At 66.4% G+C, this 16,797-nt stretch carries 12 protein-coding genes; 6 read left to right on the plus strand and 6 right to left on the minus strand.

Annotated features, from left to right (window positions below):
- Positions 1-20 precede the first annotated feature (20 nt).
- A complete protein-coding gene (locus ACCD07_RS26210; RefSeq protein ID WP_413449022.1) occupies positions 21-1,103 on the plus strand; it encodes an HD-GYP domain-containing protein in 1,083 nt (360 codons plus the stop codon).
- 14 nt (positions 1,104-1,117) lie between these two features.
- Complete coding sequence (locus ACCD07_RS26215; RefSeq protein WP_176652728.1) at positions 1,118-3,061, plus strand: CHASE domain-containing protein; 1,944 nt, start codon at positions 1,118-1,120, stop codon at positions 3,059-3,061.
- Between the two features lie 802 nt (positions 3,062-3,863).
- On the opposite strand, the gene ACCD07_RS26220 is transcribed toward ACCD07_RS26215, so the two are convergent.
- Positions 3,864-4,700, minus strand: coding sequence for a phytanoyl-CoA dioxygenase family protein (locus ACCD07_RS26220; RefSeq protein ID WP_413449023.1), 837 nt, complete (start codon positions 4,698-4,700; stop codon positions 3,864-3,866).
- Positions 4,701-4,809: 109 nt separating this feature from the next.
- Here ACCD07_RS26220 and ACCD07_RS26225 point away from each other — a divergent pair, with 109 nt between their 5' ends.
- Entirely contained in the window at positions 4,810-5,754 is a 945-nt protein-coding gene (locus tag ACCD07_RS26225; protein ID WP_413449024.1) for a LysR family transcriptional regulator, read from the plus strand.
- On the opposite strand, the gene ACCD07_RS26230 is transcribed toward ACCD07_RS26225, so the two are convergent.
- Complete coding sequence (locus ACCD07_RS26230; RefSeq protein ID WP_413449025.1) at positions 5,751-6,803, minus strand: hypothetical protein; 1,053 nt, start codon at positions 6,801-6,803, stop codon at positions 5,751-5,753. The two genes, ACCD07_RS26225 and ACCD07_RS26230, sit on opposite strands and share 4 nt — an antisense overlap.
- A gap of 164 nt (positions 6,804-6,967) precedes the next feature.
- Here ACCD07_RS26230 and ACCD07_RS26235 point away from each other — a divergent pair, with 164 nt between their 5' ends.
- From ACCD07_RS26235 to ACCD07_RS26245, 3 genes are all read left to right on the plus strand, one after another.
- Positions 6,968-7,414, plus strand: a complete 447-nt coding sequence (locus tag ACCD07_RS26235; RefSeq protein WP_176652731.1) for a hypothetical protein — start codon at positions 6,968-6,970, stop codon at positions 7,412-7,414.
- A 53-nt stretch (positions 7,415-7,467) separates the two neighbouring features.
- A complete protein-coding gene (locus ACCD07_RS26240) occupies positions 7,468-7,935 on the plus strand; it encodes a cache domain-containing protein (protein WP_176652732.1) in 468 nt (155 codons plus the stop codon).
- A gap of 71 nt (positions 7,936-8,006) precedes the next feature.
- Positions 8,007-8,360, plus strand: coding sequence for an apolipophorin (locus tag ACCD07_RS26245; RefSeq protein ID WP_176652733.1), 354 nt, complete (start codon positions 8,007-8,009; stop codon positions 8,358-8,360).
- 21 nt (positions 8,361-8,381) lie between these two features.
- Here ACCD07_RS26245 and ACCD07_RS26250 read toward each other — a convergent pair whose 3' ends face one another.
- The 4 genes from ACCD07_RS26250 to ACCD07_RS26265 form a co-directional block, all read right to left on the minus strand.
- Positions 8,382-10,487 carry a diguanylate cyclase gene (locus ACCD07_RS26250; RefSeq protein WP_413449026.1) on the minus strand — a complete coding sequence of 702 codons (2,106 nt, stop codon included), beginning with the start codon at positions 10,485-10,487 and terminating at the stop codon, positions 8,382-8,384.
- On the minus strand, positions 10,487-12,580 hold the full coding sequence (locus tag ACCD07_RS26255) for a GGDEF domain-containing protein (RefSeq protein ID WP_353403361.1): 2,094 nt from the start codon (positions 12,578-12,580) through the stop codon (positions 10,487-10,489). The genes ACCD07_RS26250 and ACCD07_RS26255 overlap by 1 nt, the downstream gene beginning before the upstream one ends.
- 65 nt (positions 12,581-12,645) lie before the next feature.
- Entirely contained in the window at positions 12,646-14,820 is a 2,175-nt protein-coding gene (locus ACCD07_RS26260; RefSeq protein WP_413449027.1) for a diguanylate cyclase, read from the minus strand.
- Positions 14,821-15,006: 186 nt separating this feature from the next.
- Positions 15,007-16,797, minus strand: a 1,791-nt coding sequence (locus ACCD07_RS26265; protein WP_413449028.1) for an ABC transporter ATP-binding protein, incomplete at its 5' end; no start/stop codon positions are given.

A 16,797-nucleotide genomic window follows, 5' to 3' on the forward strand; every position in this document is an offset into this window, starting at 1 on the left:
TCAATCGGGAGTTGGGGCGGATGAACATTAAAAAGGCCATCGTGCTCATCGTCGACGAGGCGCCGGACAACCTGATCCTGATGAACGGCCTGCTACAGGAGCAGTACCAGGTCATGCTGGCCAACAGCGGCCGCGCCGCGCTGGACGTCATGCAGCAGGTGCCGCGCCCGCACCTGGTGGTGCTCGACGTGGCGCTGCCGGACATGAGCGGCTACAGCGTGTGCCATCAGCTCAAGTCCAGCCCGGACACGGCGGGCATTCCTGTCATTTTCCTGCAACAGCAGCCGGACGAGGCGCGCGCCTTCCAGGAGGGCGGCGCCGACGTCGTCGCCAAGCCGGTCGCCGGCGACGTGTTGCGCGCCCGCGTCGACACCCATCTGCGGCTGAGCCACTCGACCGAGCTGCTCAAGCAGCAGCGCAACCTGCTCGAGCACGTGGTCGAGGAAGTGACGCTGGAACTGAGCCAGATGCTCGACGCGATGATCTGGGCGCTGGCCTCGCTGGCCGAAACGCGCGAATACGAAACGCCGAATCACCTGAGCCGCGTGCAGCACTATGTGGCCGCGCTGGGCCGCCAGCTGCAGTCGCACAAGCGCTTCTCGGAGGAGCTGAGCGACGCCAGCATCAAGGCGCTGTTCAAGGCCGCGCCGCTGCACGACATCGGCAAGGTGTCGATACCGGACGCCATCCTGCTCAAGCCCGACCGGCTCACCGACGAGGAGTTCAGCGTGATGAAGATGCATACGGTGTATGGGCGCGACGCCATCGTCGACGTCGAAAACCGCCTGGGCTACACCAACACCTTCCTGCGCTACGCGCGCGAGATCGCCTATTCGCACCAGGAGAAGTACGACGGCTCGGGCTATCCGGAAGGACTGGCCGGCGACGCGATTCCGATGTCGGCGCGGCTGATGGCGGTGGCCGATGTGTATGACGCGCTGATCTCCAAGCGCGTCTACAAGCCGGCCTTCACGCACGAGACGGCGATGGAGATGATACGCCAGGGCAGCGGCGAGCATTTCGATCCGGACGTGGTGGACGCGATGCTGACCGTCGAGGAGGAATTCATGGCGATCGCGGAGCGCTACAGCGATCCCGCCTAGCGATGCTTCCGCATATGCTACGCTCGCGCGGCTACCTGGCCTTCATCGTCGGCATCTGCCTGACGGTGGGAACCTGTTACCTGGTGACGACGGCGCAGCATCAGCAAGCCAAGGCCAATTTCCAGCGCGACGCCGACAAGGTCCGGCGCGACGCCGAAGTCCGGCTGCAAACCTATTTCGACATGCTGCTCGGGATCAAGGGCATGTATGCGCTGGAAGACCGCATCGACCGCGCGCGCTTCGACCGCTTCCTGAGCGAGCTGCAGCTGGACCGGCGCTATCCCGGCTTCCAGGCGATCCAGTTCGTGCGCACGGTGCCGGAGGCGCAACTGGCCGCCTTCAGCGAGGCGGTGCGCGGCGACACCACGCTCGATGCACAGGGTTATCCGGACTTCCACATCCATCCCGCCAGCCGCCGTCCGCTGCACTACATCATTGAAATCACCAAGCCGCTGAAAGGCAACGAGAATGCCTTCGGCCTCGACCTGGCCGCGCTGCCACCGCACCTGAAGGCGCTGGAGCTGGGCCGCGACACCGGCGAGATCGTCGCCACCGAGCGCATCACGCTGGTGCAGGATGCCAGCGGCGAACCGGGATTCGTGGCGCGCGCGCCGGTGTACCGCAACGGCGCGCCGCTGCAGTCGGTCGGACAGCGGCGCGCGGCGCTGGTCGGTTTCGTCGCCATCGTCTTCCGCGTCAACACGCTGATGCGCGAAGTGATCGATCAGTCGCTGCTGGAGCACCTGCACGTGCGCATCGAAGACAGCGGCTATCTGTCCGACGTTCTCGCCACGCCGCATGGCGCCGACTCGCTGATGTACGACAGCGACGGCAAGGCCGAGACCCATCAGCCGCGCGGCGCGCGGCTGGACGGGCTGGTGGCGGAAAAGATGCTGCCGGTCGGCCAGCGGCGCTGGGTGATGCGCTTCGAAGGCTACGACGGCGCGCGCTACGGCCGCAATCCGCTGCCGGTGCTGCTGATCGGCGTGGCCGGTTTCATCATCAGCGCGCTGATCGGCGCGTTGCTGGTGTCGACGCGGCGCGTGGTCGACGCCAAGCACGGCCTGGAATACAGCCTGGCCGAGCTGGAACGGCAGAAGGGCAATGTGGAGCAGGCGCGCAGCGACCTGTCGGTGGTGGCGGAGACGCTGAAGCAGGCGCAGACCAATCTGCTGACGTCGGAAAAAATGGCGTCGCTGGGCGCGCTGGTGGCGGGCGTGGCGCACGAGCTGAATACGCCGATCGGCAACAGCCTGTTGACGGCCAGCGCCCTGAGCGACATGGTGCGCGATTTCGAGCGGCGGCTGGCGGATGAGGGCGGGTTGAAACGCTCGGCGCTGGAGGCGCACCTGGCCGACGCGCGCAAGGCTTGCGACATCATGAACAGTTCGCTGACGCGGGCGGCGGACCTGATCACGTCGTTCAAGCAGGTGGCGGTGGACCAGGCCAGCGGCCAGCGGCGCCGCTTTCATCTCGACGAGGTGGTGCACGACACGCTGGCCACCTATGCGGCGCAGCTGCGGCGCAATGTGTGCCTGGTCAGCGCCGACGTGCCGGAGGGGCTGGAATTCGATTCCTATCCGGGCAGCTTGAGCCAGGTGCTGACCAACCTGATCGGCAACGCGCTGCTGCACGGCTTTGACGGCCGCGATTGCGGCACCATCGCCATCGAGGCGCGACGCGAGGCCGGCGACATGGTGCGGCTGACCTTCAAGGACGACGGCGTCGGCATGTCGCCCGGTACGCTGCACAAGATCTTCGATCCCTTCTTCACCACCAAGCTGGGACAGGGCGGCTCGGGACTGGGGATGAATATCGTTTATAACATTGTCACCGGCGTGCTGCGCGGGACCATCAAGGTCGAATCCGTGCAGGGCGTCGGCACCACCGTCACGCTGGTGCTGCCGATGCGGGCACCGGACGGCGCGGCCGTCCAGGCTTCAGGTTCGGTTTTGTAGCGGCGGCGCAGCAGGTCCAGCATCGCCAGGTTCAGCTCCCAGGCGTTCGATACTTCCTTTTGCGTGTAGGGCAGCGTTTGCGTGTACGGCACGGGCCCGAATTCCGGCGTCAGCGTCATGCGTTCGGCGCCGGCGGCGCGGCGCAGGCGTATCACCTCATCCCACCACGACAGGTGCGCCTGCAGCGCGGCCTGCGCTTCCGGCGCGCGGAAGTCGGCCACCTGCGGACCTTGCTGGTGGCCGACGCGCGCATGAATGTGGCGCACGTGCGGCAGCGTGGCGGCCAGCGTTTGCGGTTGGTCTTCCAGCAGCGATTCGCAGGCGCAGCACCAGTGCGACAGGTCGGCCGTCAGCTCCAGCCCGGGCATCTGTTGCAGGTAGGGCAGCAGCATCGGATGGCCGCTGAAGCGGCTGCGGTGGATCTCGTGGACGATGGGCACGCCGTGCTCGCGCGAGATGGCGGCCGCCAGTTCCAGCAGTTCGCGGTTTTGCCCGGGCGTGAAGTAGTCCTTGCCGGTGTGCGAGTTCACGTGCAGCGGCCTGGCGGCGCAGGCATTGTGCAGCAGTTCGGCCAGCGCCGCCTTGTGCGGCTCGAAGGTCGGATGGAATACCGTTTCCCACTGCGCTGCAATCAGTCCGAGGCCTGCCGCGGCGATGCGGCCGGTCCAGTCCTCGCGCGCGGCGGCGTCCAGCGGCAGCGACATTTCGATGCCGTCGAAGCCGGCCTGCTTGACGCGGTCGATGAATATCTGCGGCGCCAGTTCGTTGTTGCCCCAGTGGGCGGCAAAAATCTCGATGCGCATTACAGGAAGCCTCGGACCGGGAAGGCGGCGTCGCGCTGTATCCAGTTCTGCGGCGAATATTCGGTGGCGCCGTCGGTCACGTGCAGCGTGTAGGCATGGCGCGAGACGGCCGAGCGGTTGGGCGCGCTGTAGTGCGGCAGCAGGCCGTGGAAGCACACCAGGCTGCCGGCCTTGCATTCGAGCGGCACGGCGGTGCTGTTGTCCGGCCATGGCATGTCGCTGAGTTTTTCCATGCGCACGTCGTCGCCGTTGCGCAGGAAGCGTTCGCGCATCGGGCCGCGGTGGCCGCCCGGTTCGGCCCACATGCAGCCGTTGTCCAGGGTCGCGTCTTCCAGCGCGAACCAGAAGGTGGTGACGCTGACGGGCGTGGTGTCGAAGTAGGTGGCGTCCTGGTGCCAGCGCACTTCGCCGCCGATGCCGGGCTGCTTGAAGATGTACATCGATTGCCAGACCTGGGCGTCGGACAGGCCGAGGTCGCGCGCCACGGCGGCCAGCCGCACGTCGGTGGAGAAGGCGCGGAACACCGGGTCGAGGTCGTGCATCGCGTGGCCGATCTTGTTGATCGACAGCGACTTGTCCTGTTTCAGCTCACCGTCCGGGCCGAAGGCTTCTTCCTCGAAGAAGCAGCGCACCGTGTTGTCCGAGCCGAGGAAATAGTCGTCGGTGGTCTTTTCCTGTTCGATGGTGCTGAAGATGCCGGCGCCTTTCGGGTCGAATTCGTTGACAATCTCCGCGGCCCGCGCGCGCAGCGCGGCGATCTCCTGCGGCGTCTTGAAGTTTGGCAGGATGATGTAGCCGTCGGCCTGGAATTGTTGTTTTTGCGCGTCTGTCAGCATGGCGGGCTCCGGATGGGAAGTATCGATGATGCCATTGTAAGTCCGGGTTCCGGGCCTAACAATCCGCAAAAGGTTGACACATTGTCGCCAATGTGGAGACAATCGGGCCATGGACCAGTTACGGGCAATGGAGATTTTCGTCGAGGTGGCAAGGCTGCGCAGCTTCAGCGAGGCCGGCCGCCGCCTGGGGCTGACGCGCGCCATGGTCAGCAAGGCCATCCTGCAGCTGGAAGACAAGCTGCAGGCGCGCCTGCTGCACCGTTCGACGCGCGAGGTGAGCCTGACCGATGCCGGGCTGGCCTACCTGGCGCCGTGCATGGCGACGGTGTCGCAGGCGCAGGAGGCGGCGCGGGCCGTCAACCAGGCCGCGCAGGGTGGCGCCGAACTGGCCGGCCCGCTGCGGATACAGGCGCCGTCCAGTTTCGGCAGCGAGTGGCTGGCCGACGCCGTGGCGCGATTCAGCCTGCCGCACCCGCAACTGGCGCCGATGCTGACCGTGGACGACGCGCTGCTCGATCCGATCGAGCATGGTTTCGATTTGACGATACGGGTCGGCGGCATACCGGACGTGCATGCGCTGGCGATGCGGCCTCTGGCGCCGTGCCGCGGGGTGCTGTGCGCGTCGCCGGCCTACCTGGCGCGGCACGGCGTGCCGCAGGCACCGCAGGACCTGGCGCAGCACCGCTGCCTGCATTTCAGCCATCTGACCGGCGGCACGGCGTGGCATTTCACGCGGGGCGACGAGCAGCAGACGGTGCGGGTGCAGGCGGCCTTCACCGCCAACAATGGACTGGTATTGCAGCAGGCCGCGCAGCGCGGGCTGGGCATCGTCTACAACACCACCTTCCTGGCCTGGCGCAGCCTGATGGAAGGCACGCTGGTGCCGGTGCTGGCGGACTGGGAGCTGCCGCTGAACCACCTGAGCGCGCTGTATCCGGCCAGCCGCCAGCCGTCGCCCAAGGTGCGGGCGCTGATCGATTTCCTGGTGGCGGAATACCAGCCGGTGCCGCCGTGGGACCGCGAGCTGGCTGCGGCCGGACACCTTCGGACTTAGACTTGCCAGGCGCCGTCGCGGTAGACCGGTTCGTCGTCGAGGTAGACGGCCTCCGTGACCGCGAACACGTCGACATGGTAGCGCGCGTCCTTGCGCTTGAACTGCGGCTTGGCGTACACGCCGTGCTTGGCGCCCAGCGACAGATGGATGCCGCACATGCGCTCGAACGTGCCGATGTCGTTGACCATGCACTCGCGCGAGAACGCGCGGTTCATGCCGAAGCCCAGTTCGCGCAGCCATACCTCGCCCTCATGCGCGCGGATGATGGCCAGCATGTTGTCGAATTCCGGCGTGGCGTTTTCGGCGCCGGTCACGCGGCCCTTTTCGACGATCAGCGTGACCGGCGTGGCCGGCTTGTTGACCATGAACGAGGTGTCGCCGAACACGAAGATCCGCACCCGGCCGTTCACCGCTTCCAGGTCGCGCGCCTCGGTGAACACTTCGCCCAGCGGGAACTGGCCGCCGACGTTGTTCATTTCGCTGTAGTCGCCGATATTCAGCTTGGCCGATTCGAACGGCGAACCGAAGACCAGCCGCTCGCCGTTGCCGCTGTCGACCATGCCGTGTCGGGCGCTGTCGATGCGGACCTTGAGCGCGTGGCCGACGCCGCGGTAGTAGGCCGGGTCGTAGGCCAGCGAAGCGATGTAGTGCAGGCCCTGTTCGCCGGGCATGCGCGACAGGTGCACGTGCTCGATCACCTTCAGGCCGCGCTTGAACAGTTCGATGCGGATGCGGAAGGCTTCAAGCCGGAAGCTGGTCGACTGGACCAGCACCACCAGGTCGCCGCTGTGCATGCCGGCGAAGGCGGACAGCACATCTTCCGGCGCGACGGTGTCGAAGTCGACGAAGCGCGCGTCCGGCACCACGCGGCGGTAGGCCTCGGTCAGCGCGCGGTTGAGGTCGGTGCGGGTGTCGTAGACGATCAGCGCGGCCTGCGGCGCGGCGTGCTCGATGGCCAGCGCCAGCGTGTCGCGCACGTTGCGCTCCGCCGTGTCGACCGCGTGCTCTGGAATGTCGCCGAAACGGCTGGCGGAGGGGGAAAACGTCATGGTGGTGTCGGACTGAAGGATCAGCCGACATTATAAAGTAAGCATCGAGCCCGATTACCCGGCGCGCCACGGTGGCGCTGTTTCTCCTTGTATTGCCCGGACCCGCGATATAGAATCACAAATATAGCCTAGCAGCAACTCCGGCGTAGAGAACAGGAAGCGTGATGAGCGTATTAATGGGACAGGATTTGCCGCTGGAGCGACCGGATTCCACCGGGCGCGCAGCGTTGTTTGTGCCGACGGCAACGATCAAGGACGATGTGCTGGAAACGGTGCGCATGGGGGCGGCGATAGTCGGCTTCGGCAATCACGACCGCACGCTGACCATCTACTACGAGAGCAACCGCTTCAACGAACCCAACCTGGTGAAGTGGGAGCAAAAGGCGCGCAAGGCCTTCGAGCGCCTGGCGGACAACCTGCCGACGGTGTCGAAGATGGTCAGCAAGCCGGAAAACTTCGAGCAGGTCGGCTACATCAGCAGCAAGGGCATCCTGATCCGCCGCATGGAAAAGCTGATGAACTGGCTGGAAAAATCCGAAGCGCTGGACACCGCGCCGGCCGGCGAAAACATCGTCTTCACGCCACCGCCCCCACCCAAGAAAATCGCCTGATCCGGCGCCCGCATCGGCGCCTGCCCTGGCGCCTTCAACCAAGGAGACCCGCCATGAAAAACCTGTTCCAGTTCCTGCTGGCCGCAGCGCTGACGCTGACCCTGACCGGCGCCGCCACGGCGCAGGACGCGCCCCGGCGCGGCACCGCCGACGAGGCGGTGGCGATGGTCAAGCGCGCCAGCGAATACCTGCAAAAGAACGGCAAGGACAAGGCGATCGCCGCGTTCAACGACCAGAAGGGCGAGTTCGTACAGGGCGACTTGTACGTGTTCATGTTCGACAAGACCGGCACCGCGCTGGCGCACGGCAACAACGCCAAGATGATCAACAAGCCGCTGATGGAACTGAACGCGGGCGGGGTCTATCCGGTCAAGGAGTTCCTCAAGATCGGCGCCAGTCCGGCCGGCAAGGGCTGGGTCAAATACATGTGGCCCAACTCCATCACCAAGAACCTCGAAGAGAAAAACACCTACGTTGAAAAGTCCGGCGACTATGTCATCGGCGTCGGCATCTACAAATAGCCTGCCGTGCGCTGCGTCGCGCCGCGTCGTTGTATGCTGTTGGAAATATTTCATTCCTCTTGGAGACGATGATGACAAGCAAAACAACGATGGGCGGCGCAGCCGCCGTACTGATGATGCTGGCGCTGCTGGGCGGCTGCCAGAAGAAGGACGACACCGGCGCCGGCCCCGCTGAAACGGCGGGCCGCAGGCTGGACCAGGCCACCGACAAGGCCGGCCGCCAGCTGACCGAGGCGGCGCAGCAGGCCAACCAGCAGATCACCGATGCCGCCAAGGAAACCAGCCAGCAGATCGACAAGGCCACCGACGCGGCCGGCGACAAGCTGAACAAGGCGACCGAGGCCGCCGGCAAGAAGCTGGAGCAGGCCGGCGAGAAGATGCAGGAAAAGGCGCGCGAACGCGAAGCGAGCGCGCCGGCGAAGTAGGCCCTGCGGCCCCCTGGCGCCCTACAGGCCGGCGTTGACCGGCTTGGCCGGTAATCCGGGCGCCTCGCCCAGCACCAAACTCAAATCGACGAGGCCGGCGTGCCAGGCGGCTTCCAGGTTCTGTTCGATCGCCTCGATGGAGGCGGCCCCGATGTTGTCGAAGCCGCGCACGCCATAGGCGCGATTGCGGCCGCCGGTCTTGGCCAGGTACAGCGCCATGTCGGCCAGGTTGACCACGCGCTCCCACGCCAGCGGCACGCCGGCCGGCGCCAGCGGGAACGGCGCGAAGCCGACCGAGACCCGGACCGAGATGTCGTGCCCCTGGTAGCTGACGGTCTGCGACGAAACGCCGGCCAGGATGCGGTGCGCCACCTCGTCGATGCGCCCGCGCCGGATCGCGGGCAGGAAGGCCAGGAATTCCTCGCCGCCCCAGCGCACGATCATGTCGGTCTCGCGCAGCGCCACGCGCAGGCTGTTGGCCACCATCTTCAGCACGATGTCGCCGGCGGCGTGGCCGTAGTGGTCGTTGACCTGCTTGAAGTGGTCGACATCGAGCAGGAACAGCGCACCGATGAGGTCGTCGTCGCGCGGCGCGCGCCGTTCGGCGGCGTTGCCCTCGGCCGCCAGGCGCTGCATGTGGTCGCGGAAGTGGCGGCGGTTGTACAGCGCGGTCAGGGGATCGAGCATGGACAGCGCCTTGAGCTCCAGGTTCTTGGTCTCCAGCCGCCCGTGTGCCTGGCGCACCTTGCGATACAGCAGGGCGCCCGCCACCGAAGCCAGCCCAAACACCAATGCCAGCAGCCACCACAGGCGCTGCTGAAGGCGGCGGTTGTCGATCTCGACATCCTTGATCCGGTTCTCGCGGCTGAGCAGCGCGATCTGGCGCTGCTTCTCGTCCGCCGCGTAGCTTTCCTGCAGTTCCAGCACGGCCTGCCGCCGTTTGGACTCGAACAGTTCGTTCGAGATGAGGCGTTCGCGGTGATAGGCCTGGATCGCCCCGGCCATGTCGCCGGCGTCTTCCAGCGCCTGCCCGTATTCCAGCAAGTTGGACTGTATGTCGGGCTTGCTTTGTACGTGTTCGAACCAGGCCAGGCTGGCCTCGAAGCTTTTTTTGCCTTCGGCGATGCGTCCCATGCCCAGGTAGGCCTGGCCCAGATTCGAGTGCGCCGCCGCGTCGCTGCCGGTGAGGTTGAGCCCCTTCGCCTCCCGCAGCGCTTCGGACGCGTACTGCGCGGCCCGCGCGTAGTCGCGCGCCTTCAGATAGTTATCGGCCAGGTTGTTGAGCGTGGGAGGCAGCATGTACCTGGCGCCCAGCTTGCGTTCCAGGGCCACGCAGTCCAGCAACGCGCGCAGCGCGCGTTCGCGCTGGCCGAAGTTGATCGTCACGATGTATTCGCTGGTTTTCAGCTGCACCATTTGTATCGGCCGGCGCTGTTTTTCCGTCATCGCCGTCAGTTCGTCCAGCGTGGCGTAGGCCTTCGCGCGATCCTTGGTCTGGACATACAGCCGGGTCAGCGCCCTGAGCGCGTAAAACAGCAGCATCTGGTCGTCGTCCACCCCACGCGCGGCGCCGACCGCCGATTGCAACGTGGCCAGCGCGGCGGGAAAGTCGCCCAGCTCGGCGCGGGCCACACCGGCCTCCACCTCGACCTGGGCCAGCAGGGATTTGTCGCCGGCGCGCTGCGCCAGCTGTTCCGCCTCGAAGATATGCCGATGCGCCGCCTTGCTGTCGTCCCGCGCGTAGGCCACCGTTTCCTGTGCCAGCAAGCCCTTGGCCACGATGACGTCGTCGCGCTGGGATCGCCCGTAGGCGACGATTTGATCGGCCGTATCCGCTGCCGCGGCGAGCTGGTTCAGGCGCGTGCGCACGGCGCTGATCTGGGTCAGCAATTCAGCCTGCGTACGCGGCGCTTCGACGCCGATCCGGGGCTGCAGCTCGAGCAGTTGCGCCAGCGCCTTGTCCGGGAACATGCGGATCTGGTCGCGCAGCTCGATGATGCGTTGGTCCATCTCGGACAGCGGCCGCGCCGATGCCGGCGCCAGCACCAGCGCGGCGGCCATGACGGCGAGGGCGGGCCGCACCGTCGGGCGCCAAGGCCAAGCGAGGCGGCCGGTTTGCACAGACATCAGGGCGCCGCCTTCGCCGCCGGTTTGAGCGCCCGCACGTTGCCGTGTTCCGAAGGCGGCTGCGGCTGCGGCGCATCGCCCAGCACCACGCTCAGGTCGACGAAGCCGTCACGCCAGGCCCGTTCCAGGTCCTGCTCGATCGCTTCCATCGAGGTGTGCTGGAATTTGTTGAAGCCGCGTACGCCATAGGCGCGGTTGCGGCCGTGGGCCTTGGCCAGGTACAGCGCCATGTCGACCAGGTTGACCGCGCGCTCCCACGGCAGCGGCGCGTCGGCCGGCACCAGCGGATAGGGCGCGAAGCCGACCGACACATTGACCGAGATATCGTGCTCCTGGTAGCGGATGGTCTGCGACGAAATGCCGACCAGGATGCGGCGGGCGATTTCATCGATGCCGTGGCGCGGTATCGCCGGCAGGAAGGCGAGGAATTCCTCGCCGCCCCAGCGCACGATCATGTCGGTCTCGCGCAGCGCCACGCGCAGGTTCTCGGCGATCATCTTGAGCACCACGTCGCCGGCGGCGTGGCCGTAGGTGTCGTTGATATGCTTGAAGTGGTCGACGTCGAGCAGGAACAATGCGCCGACGATGTCGTCGCCGTGCTGGCCGCTCTGCCTGTCGGCCAGGTTCATGGTGCGCATGAAGTCCTGGAAGTGGCGGCGGTTGTACAGGGCGGTCAGCGGGTCCAGCGTGGACTGCGCCTTCAGTTCCATGTTCTTCACTTCCAGCCGCGCGTTGGCATGACGCACCTTGCGGTACAGCAGGCCGACCACCATCGACGCCAGCGCGAACGCCGCGGCCAGCAGCCACCACACGCGCTGCTGCAGCCGGCGGTTGTCGATCTCCGCGCCCTTGACCTGGTTCTCGCGGCTCAGCAGCTCGATCTGGCGCTGCTTCTTCTCGGTCTCGTACTTCTGCTGCAGTTCCAGCATGGATTTGCGGCGCTGCGCCTCCGACATCTCGTCCGACAGCGCGCGCTCGCGGTGATACGCCTGCACCGCGCCGGCCATGTCGCCGGCGGTTTCCAGCGCCTGGCCATATTCCATCAAGGCTTCCTGCAGATGGGGCTTGAGGTCGTTCTTGTCGAGCCATGCCATGCCGGTCTCGTAGTATTTCTTGCCCTCGGCGACGCGCCCCAGGCCCAGGTAGGCATGCCCCAGGTTCATGCGCGCCTTCGACTCGCCCAGCGGGGACTTGTTGGCCACCGCCTGCCGCAGCGCTTCGGACGCGTGGTGCGCCGCCGATGCGTAGTCGTGGTTCTTCAGATAGAGATTGGACAGGTTGACCTGGGTCGAGACGAGCAGGCGCCGCGCGCCCAGTTTGCGTTCAAGATCGAGATTGTCGAGCAGCGCCTGCAGCGCGCGCTTGGGTTGGCCGAAGCGGTTCGCCACCTCGTATTCCATAAACTTGGCTTCGATCGACAGCGCCGTGGAGCGCAGCCTGGCCGTCTCCTTCTCGAGTTCGTCCAGCGAGGCGAAAGCCTTGTCGCGCTCGCTGGTCTGGACATGGAGATACGTCAGCTGCAGCAGCGCGTTGACCAGCAATACCGGATCTTCGCCGGCCTGGCGCGCAAGCCGGACCGCCGCTTGCAGGTGGTCCAGCGCGGTCAGGAAATTTCCCTGGCGCGCGCTGATCTCGCCGGCGGTGGTGGCGGCCTGCGCCTGCAGCGCCTTGTCGTTGGTGGTGTAAGCCAGCTTTTCCGCGTCGAGGGCCAACTGGTGGGCGGCCTTCGCGTCGCCGCGCGCCCCGACCGCGATCGCCTTGACGCGCATGCCGTGGGCGATGACGACATCGTCGTGCAGGGATTGGCCGTAGGCGATGATCTGCTCGGCCGTCGCCAGGGCCGCGTCGTTCTGGCGCATGAGCCGCTGTGCAAGGCCGATCTGCACCAGCCGCTCTGTCCGGGTGAGCGGAGGCGCGTCGTCCATCCGCGGCTGCAGCGCGAGCAGTTGCGCCAGCGCCTGGTCGGGATCGATGCGACCTTGTTCGCGCAGGTCCAGGATGCGCTGATCCAGCTCGGAATGGGCCAGTGCCGGTCCTGCCGCCAGCGCGGCCAGGACGGCCGCGCCCAACGCCAGCGACCGTGCTCCGGACAACCACCCTCGATGCTTGCTAACCTCCAACTGACGCCCCCGATCTATATTTTGACAAAGATGCGCTGTCAGTGCCCGGGTTCCTGGAGCACGCGCTTGAGCGGCACGACATTGCTGTGCTCCGATGGCGGTTCGACCCGTTCGCCGCCGAACACCACGCTCAGGTCGACGAAGCCGGCGCGCCAGGCGCCCTCCAGATCCTGCTCGATCGCTTCCATCGAGGTGTGCTGGAAGTTGTTGAAACCGCGTACGCCGTAGGCGCGGTTGCGGCCGTGGGCCTTGGCCAGGTACAGCGCCATGTCGACCAGGTTGACCGCGCGCTCCCACGGCAGCGGCGCGTCGGCCGGCACCAGCGGGTAGGGGGCGAAGCCGACCGACACATTGACCGAGATATCGTGCTCCTGGTAGCGGATGCTCTGCGACGAAATGCCGACCAGGATGCGGCGGGCGATTTCGTCGATGCCGTGGCGCGGTATCGCGGGCAGGAAGGCGAGGAATTCCTCGCCGCCCCAGCGCACGATCATGTCGGTCTCGCGCAGCGCCACGCGCAGGTTCTCGGCGATCATCTTGAGCACCACGTCGCCGGCGGCGTGGCCGTAGGTGTCGTTGATGTGCTTGAAGTGGTCGACGTCGAGCAGGAACAATGCGCCGACGATGTCGTCGCCGTGCTGCGCGCGTCGTTTTTCGTGCTGGTCCCGTTGGTCGCTCTGCAGGTTCATGCTGCGCATGAAGTCCTGGAAGTGGCGGCGGTTGTACAGCGCGGTCAACGGGTCCAGCGTGGACTGCGCCTTCAGTTCCATGTTCTTCACTTCCAGCTGCGCGTTGGCATGGCGTACCTTGCGGTACAGCAGGCCGACCACGATCGACGCCAGCGCGAACACCAGTGCCAGCAGCCACCACACGCGCTGCTGCAGCCGGCGGTTGTCGATCTCCGCGCCCTTGACCTGGTTCTCGCGGCTCAGCAGCTCGATCTGGCGCTGCTTCTTCTCGGTTTCGTATTTCTCCTGCAGCTCCAGCACGGATTTCTGCCGCTGCGCTTCAAACAGCTCGTTCGACAGCGCGCGTTCGCGGTGATAGGCCGACACGGCGCCCGCCAGGTCGCCCGCCCGTTCCAGCGATTCGCCGTATTCGCGCAGGGCCGACTGCAGGTCAGGCTTGTTGTTCTCCTGCTCGTAGCGGGCCATGCCGGCTTCGTAGCTCTTCTTGCCTTCGGCGATGCGGCCCAGGCCCAGGTAGGCCTGGCCCAGGTTGACGCGCGCCGTGCCCTCGGTGGACTTGTCGCCGGTCAGCAGCGTCGAGCGCAGCGATTCTGCCGCGTACTGCGCGGCGCGCGCGTAGTCGTGCTCTTTCAGGTAGCTGTCGGCCAGGTTCACCAGTGTCACGCCGATCATGCGCTCGGCGCCCAGCTTGCGCTCCAGGTCCAGGCTTTGCAGCAGCGCGCGCAAGGCGCGCTTGGGCTGGCCGGAATCGATGGCCAGGCCGTACTCGGTATTCTTGGCGATCGCCATGCGGCCGGGCGACTTGAGCTTTTCGCTTTCCGTCAGCAGCTCGTCGAGCGTGGCGGAGGCCTTGTCGTATTCCTTCATCTGCGTGTACAGCGTGGTCAGCGCGTTGAGCGCGGCCGGCAGCATCGCCGGATCGTCGTTGACCTGGCGCGACATGTCGACCGCCGCCTGCAGCTTGACCAGCGCATCGGGGAAGTTGCCCTGCTCGGCGTAGGTCTGGCCGGCGGTGACGGTGGCCTGCGTGCGCAAGGCCAGGTTGCTGGTGGCGAGCGCCAGCTTCTCGGATTCGAAGGCCAGCCGGTGCGCGGCCTTGACGTCGGCCTGGGCGAACAGCACGTAGACCTTGGCCAGCATGCCCTTGGCGATGATGACGTTGTCGCGCAGCGTCTTGCCGTAGCTGATGACCTGCTCGGCCGCAGCCAGCGCCTCCTCGTTCTGGCCCAGGCGCATGCGCGCGGCGCTGATCTGGGTCAGCAGTTCGGCTTGCGTGTAGGGGGCTTCGGTGCCCACTTCGGGCGCCAGCTTGAGCAGCTGGGCCAGCGCCTTGTCCGGCACGAAGCGGCTTTGTTCGCGGATGTCGAGGATGCGGTGGAACAGTTCGTTTTTAGCCGTGTCGGCCGCGGAGATGGGCGCCGCCGATTGCGCCAGCGCCGGCGGCAGTGCCAGCGACAGCGCCAGCAAAGTCCCCGCCGCGACGGCGCGCGGCCTTGCCTGCTTCAGCAACCAGCCATTTTTCATCCCTGCCAACACACGCCCCCGATTGTCGTTTGCACTTGTAAAGTGTCTAGACAATTATATTCTTGTTGCAGTCGAGAAAGCCCGCGCGGCGATGATTTTTTCCATCAAAATGCACAGTATTTGTGGTGAAAAAATTAACAATGTGGCCGACCGTGCCATTTATTTCTACTGTTTTGACAATGTTGTTCAAGCTGCCAGTTGCTGCAGCAGGTACAGCCGCTGGTACAGGCCGCCGTCGATCTGCATCAGGTGCTCGTGCGGTCCGGTCTCGGCGATGCGGCCGTGATTGAGCACGATGATGCGGTCGGCGTCGCGGATGGTCGACAGGCGGTGGGCGATGGCGATCACCGTCACCTTGCCGCGCAACTCGTCCAGCGCGGTCTGCACGATCTGCTCGGTTTGCGAATCGATGTGCGAGGTCGCCTCGTCGAGCAGCAGGATGCGCGGCCGGCCGGCCAGCGCGCGGGCGATCGCGACCAGCTGCTTCTGCCCGACCGACAGGCGCGAGCCGCCTTCGCCCAGCGCGGTGTCGTAGCCCCGGTCGAGCGCCATGATGAAGTCGTGCGCGTGGGCGGCGCGGGCGGCCGCTTCGATCTGCGCCTGCGTCAGGCCGCGGCCCATGTCGATGTTCTCGCGGGCCGAGGCGGCCAGCAGGAAGGGGTCCTGCGGCACCAGGCCCACTTCGGCGCGGAAGCGCTCGTTGGCGATGGCGTCGAGCGGCATGCCGTGGATGGCGATGCTGCCATGCCTGGCCGGATAAAAGCGCAGCAGCAGCGACAGCAGCGTGGACTTGCCGCTGCCGGTGTGGCCGACGATGCCGAAGAAGGCGCCTTGCGGTATCTCCAGCGACAGGTCGTGCAGCACGGTGTTGCCTTCGTTGTAGGCGAAGTTGAGGTGGCGGATGGCGACGGCCGGCACGTGGCTGTCGTTGGCGGCGGCGCGCGCGGTGGCCAGGCCGGCGTCCTTGCCGGCGTCGCTGGCGGCGTCGTGCTCGTAGGCGGTCGCCTCGTCCAGCAGCGTGGCCACGCGCGCGGTGGCCACCACCGATTGCTGCAGCTGGCTGAATTGCATGGTGATCTGGATCAGCGGTTCGATCACGCGCGCCAGGTAGCTGATGAAGGCGTACAGCACGCCGACTTCGGTGGCGGTCATCTCGCGCTTGCCGAACATGAAGATCACGGCCGCCAGCAGGATGATGTTGAACATGTCCAGCGCGGGACGCAGCAGCCAGGCGTTGGCGCGCAGCTCGGCCAGGCGCGCCGTGTAGTGCTGCTGGTTGGTGTCGGCGAAGCGGGCGCCGAAGCGCGCCTCGGCGTTGTTCGCCTGCAGCACGCTCATGCCGCCTATCGATTCGGCCATCTGGCCGTTGATGTCGCTGCGCAGCGCGCGGGCGCGGGTGACGGCCGGCGCGCTCCAGCGCTGGTACAGCCAGACGATCAGCAGCACCGCCGGCAGCAGGGCCAGCACGATGAGCATCAGGTGCCAGTCCAGCCAGGCCATCGCGGCGACGGTGCCGACCAGCACGATGGTCGAATCGAGCATGACGAACAGCACCTGGATGTACAGCGTCTTGACGGCTTCGGTATCGTTGGTCACGCGCGACACCAGCTGGCCGGTGATGGCGCGGTCGAAGAAGGCCATCGGCAGCAGCAGCACGTGGCCGTAGACCATCTCGCGCAGCCGCATCACCGAGCGCATCGCCAGGCCGGACAGGCGCACCAGCTGCAGGTAGCGCAGGCCGCTGGCGATCCAGCCGGTGAACAGCACGCCGGCCAGCAGGGCGGCCATGCGCGGCCAGTCCAGGTGGTGCGGCAGCAGGTGTTCGTCGATCAGCGCCTTGCCCATGATGGGGCCCAGCACTTCGAGCAGCGCGGCCAGCACCAGCCACATGACGGCCCAGCCGAGATGGTGCTGGTCGGGCAGCGCGGCCCGGCGCAGCAGGGAGACCGCCTGCCAGGTCTGGCGGCGGGCGGAGAC

The sequence above is a fragment of the Duganella sp. Dugasp56 genome (assembly GCF_047304105.1).
GTDB lineage: Bacteria > Pseudomonadota > Gammaproteobacteria > Burkholderiales > Burkholderiaceae_D > Rugamonas > Rugamonas hordei.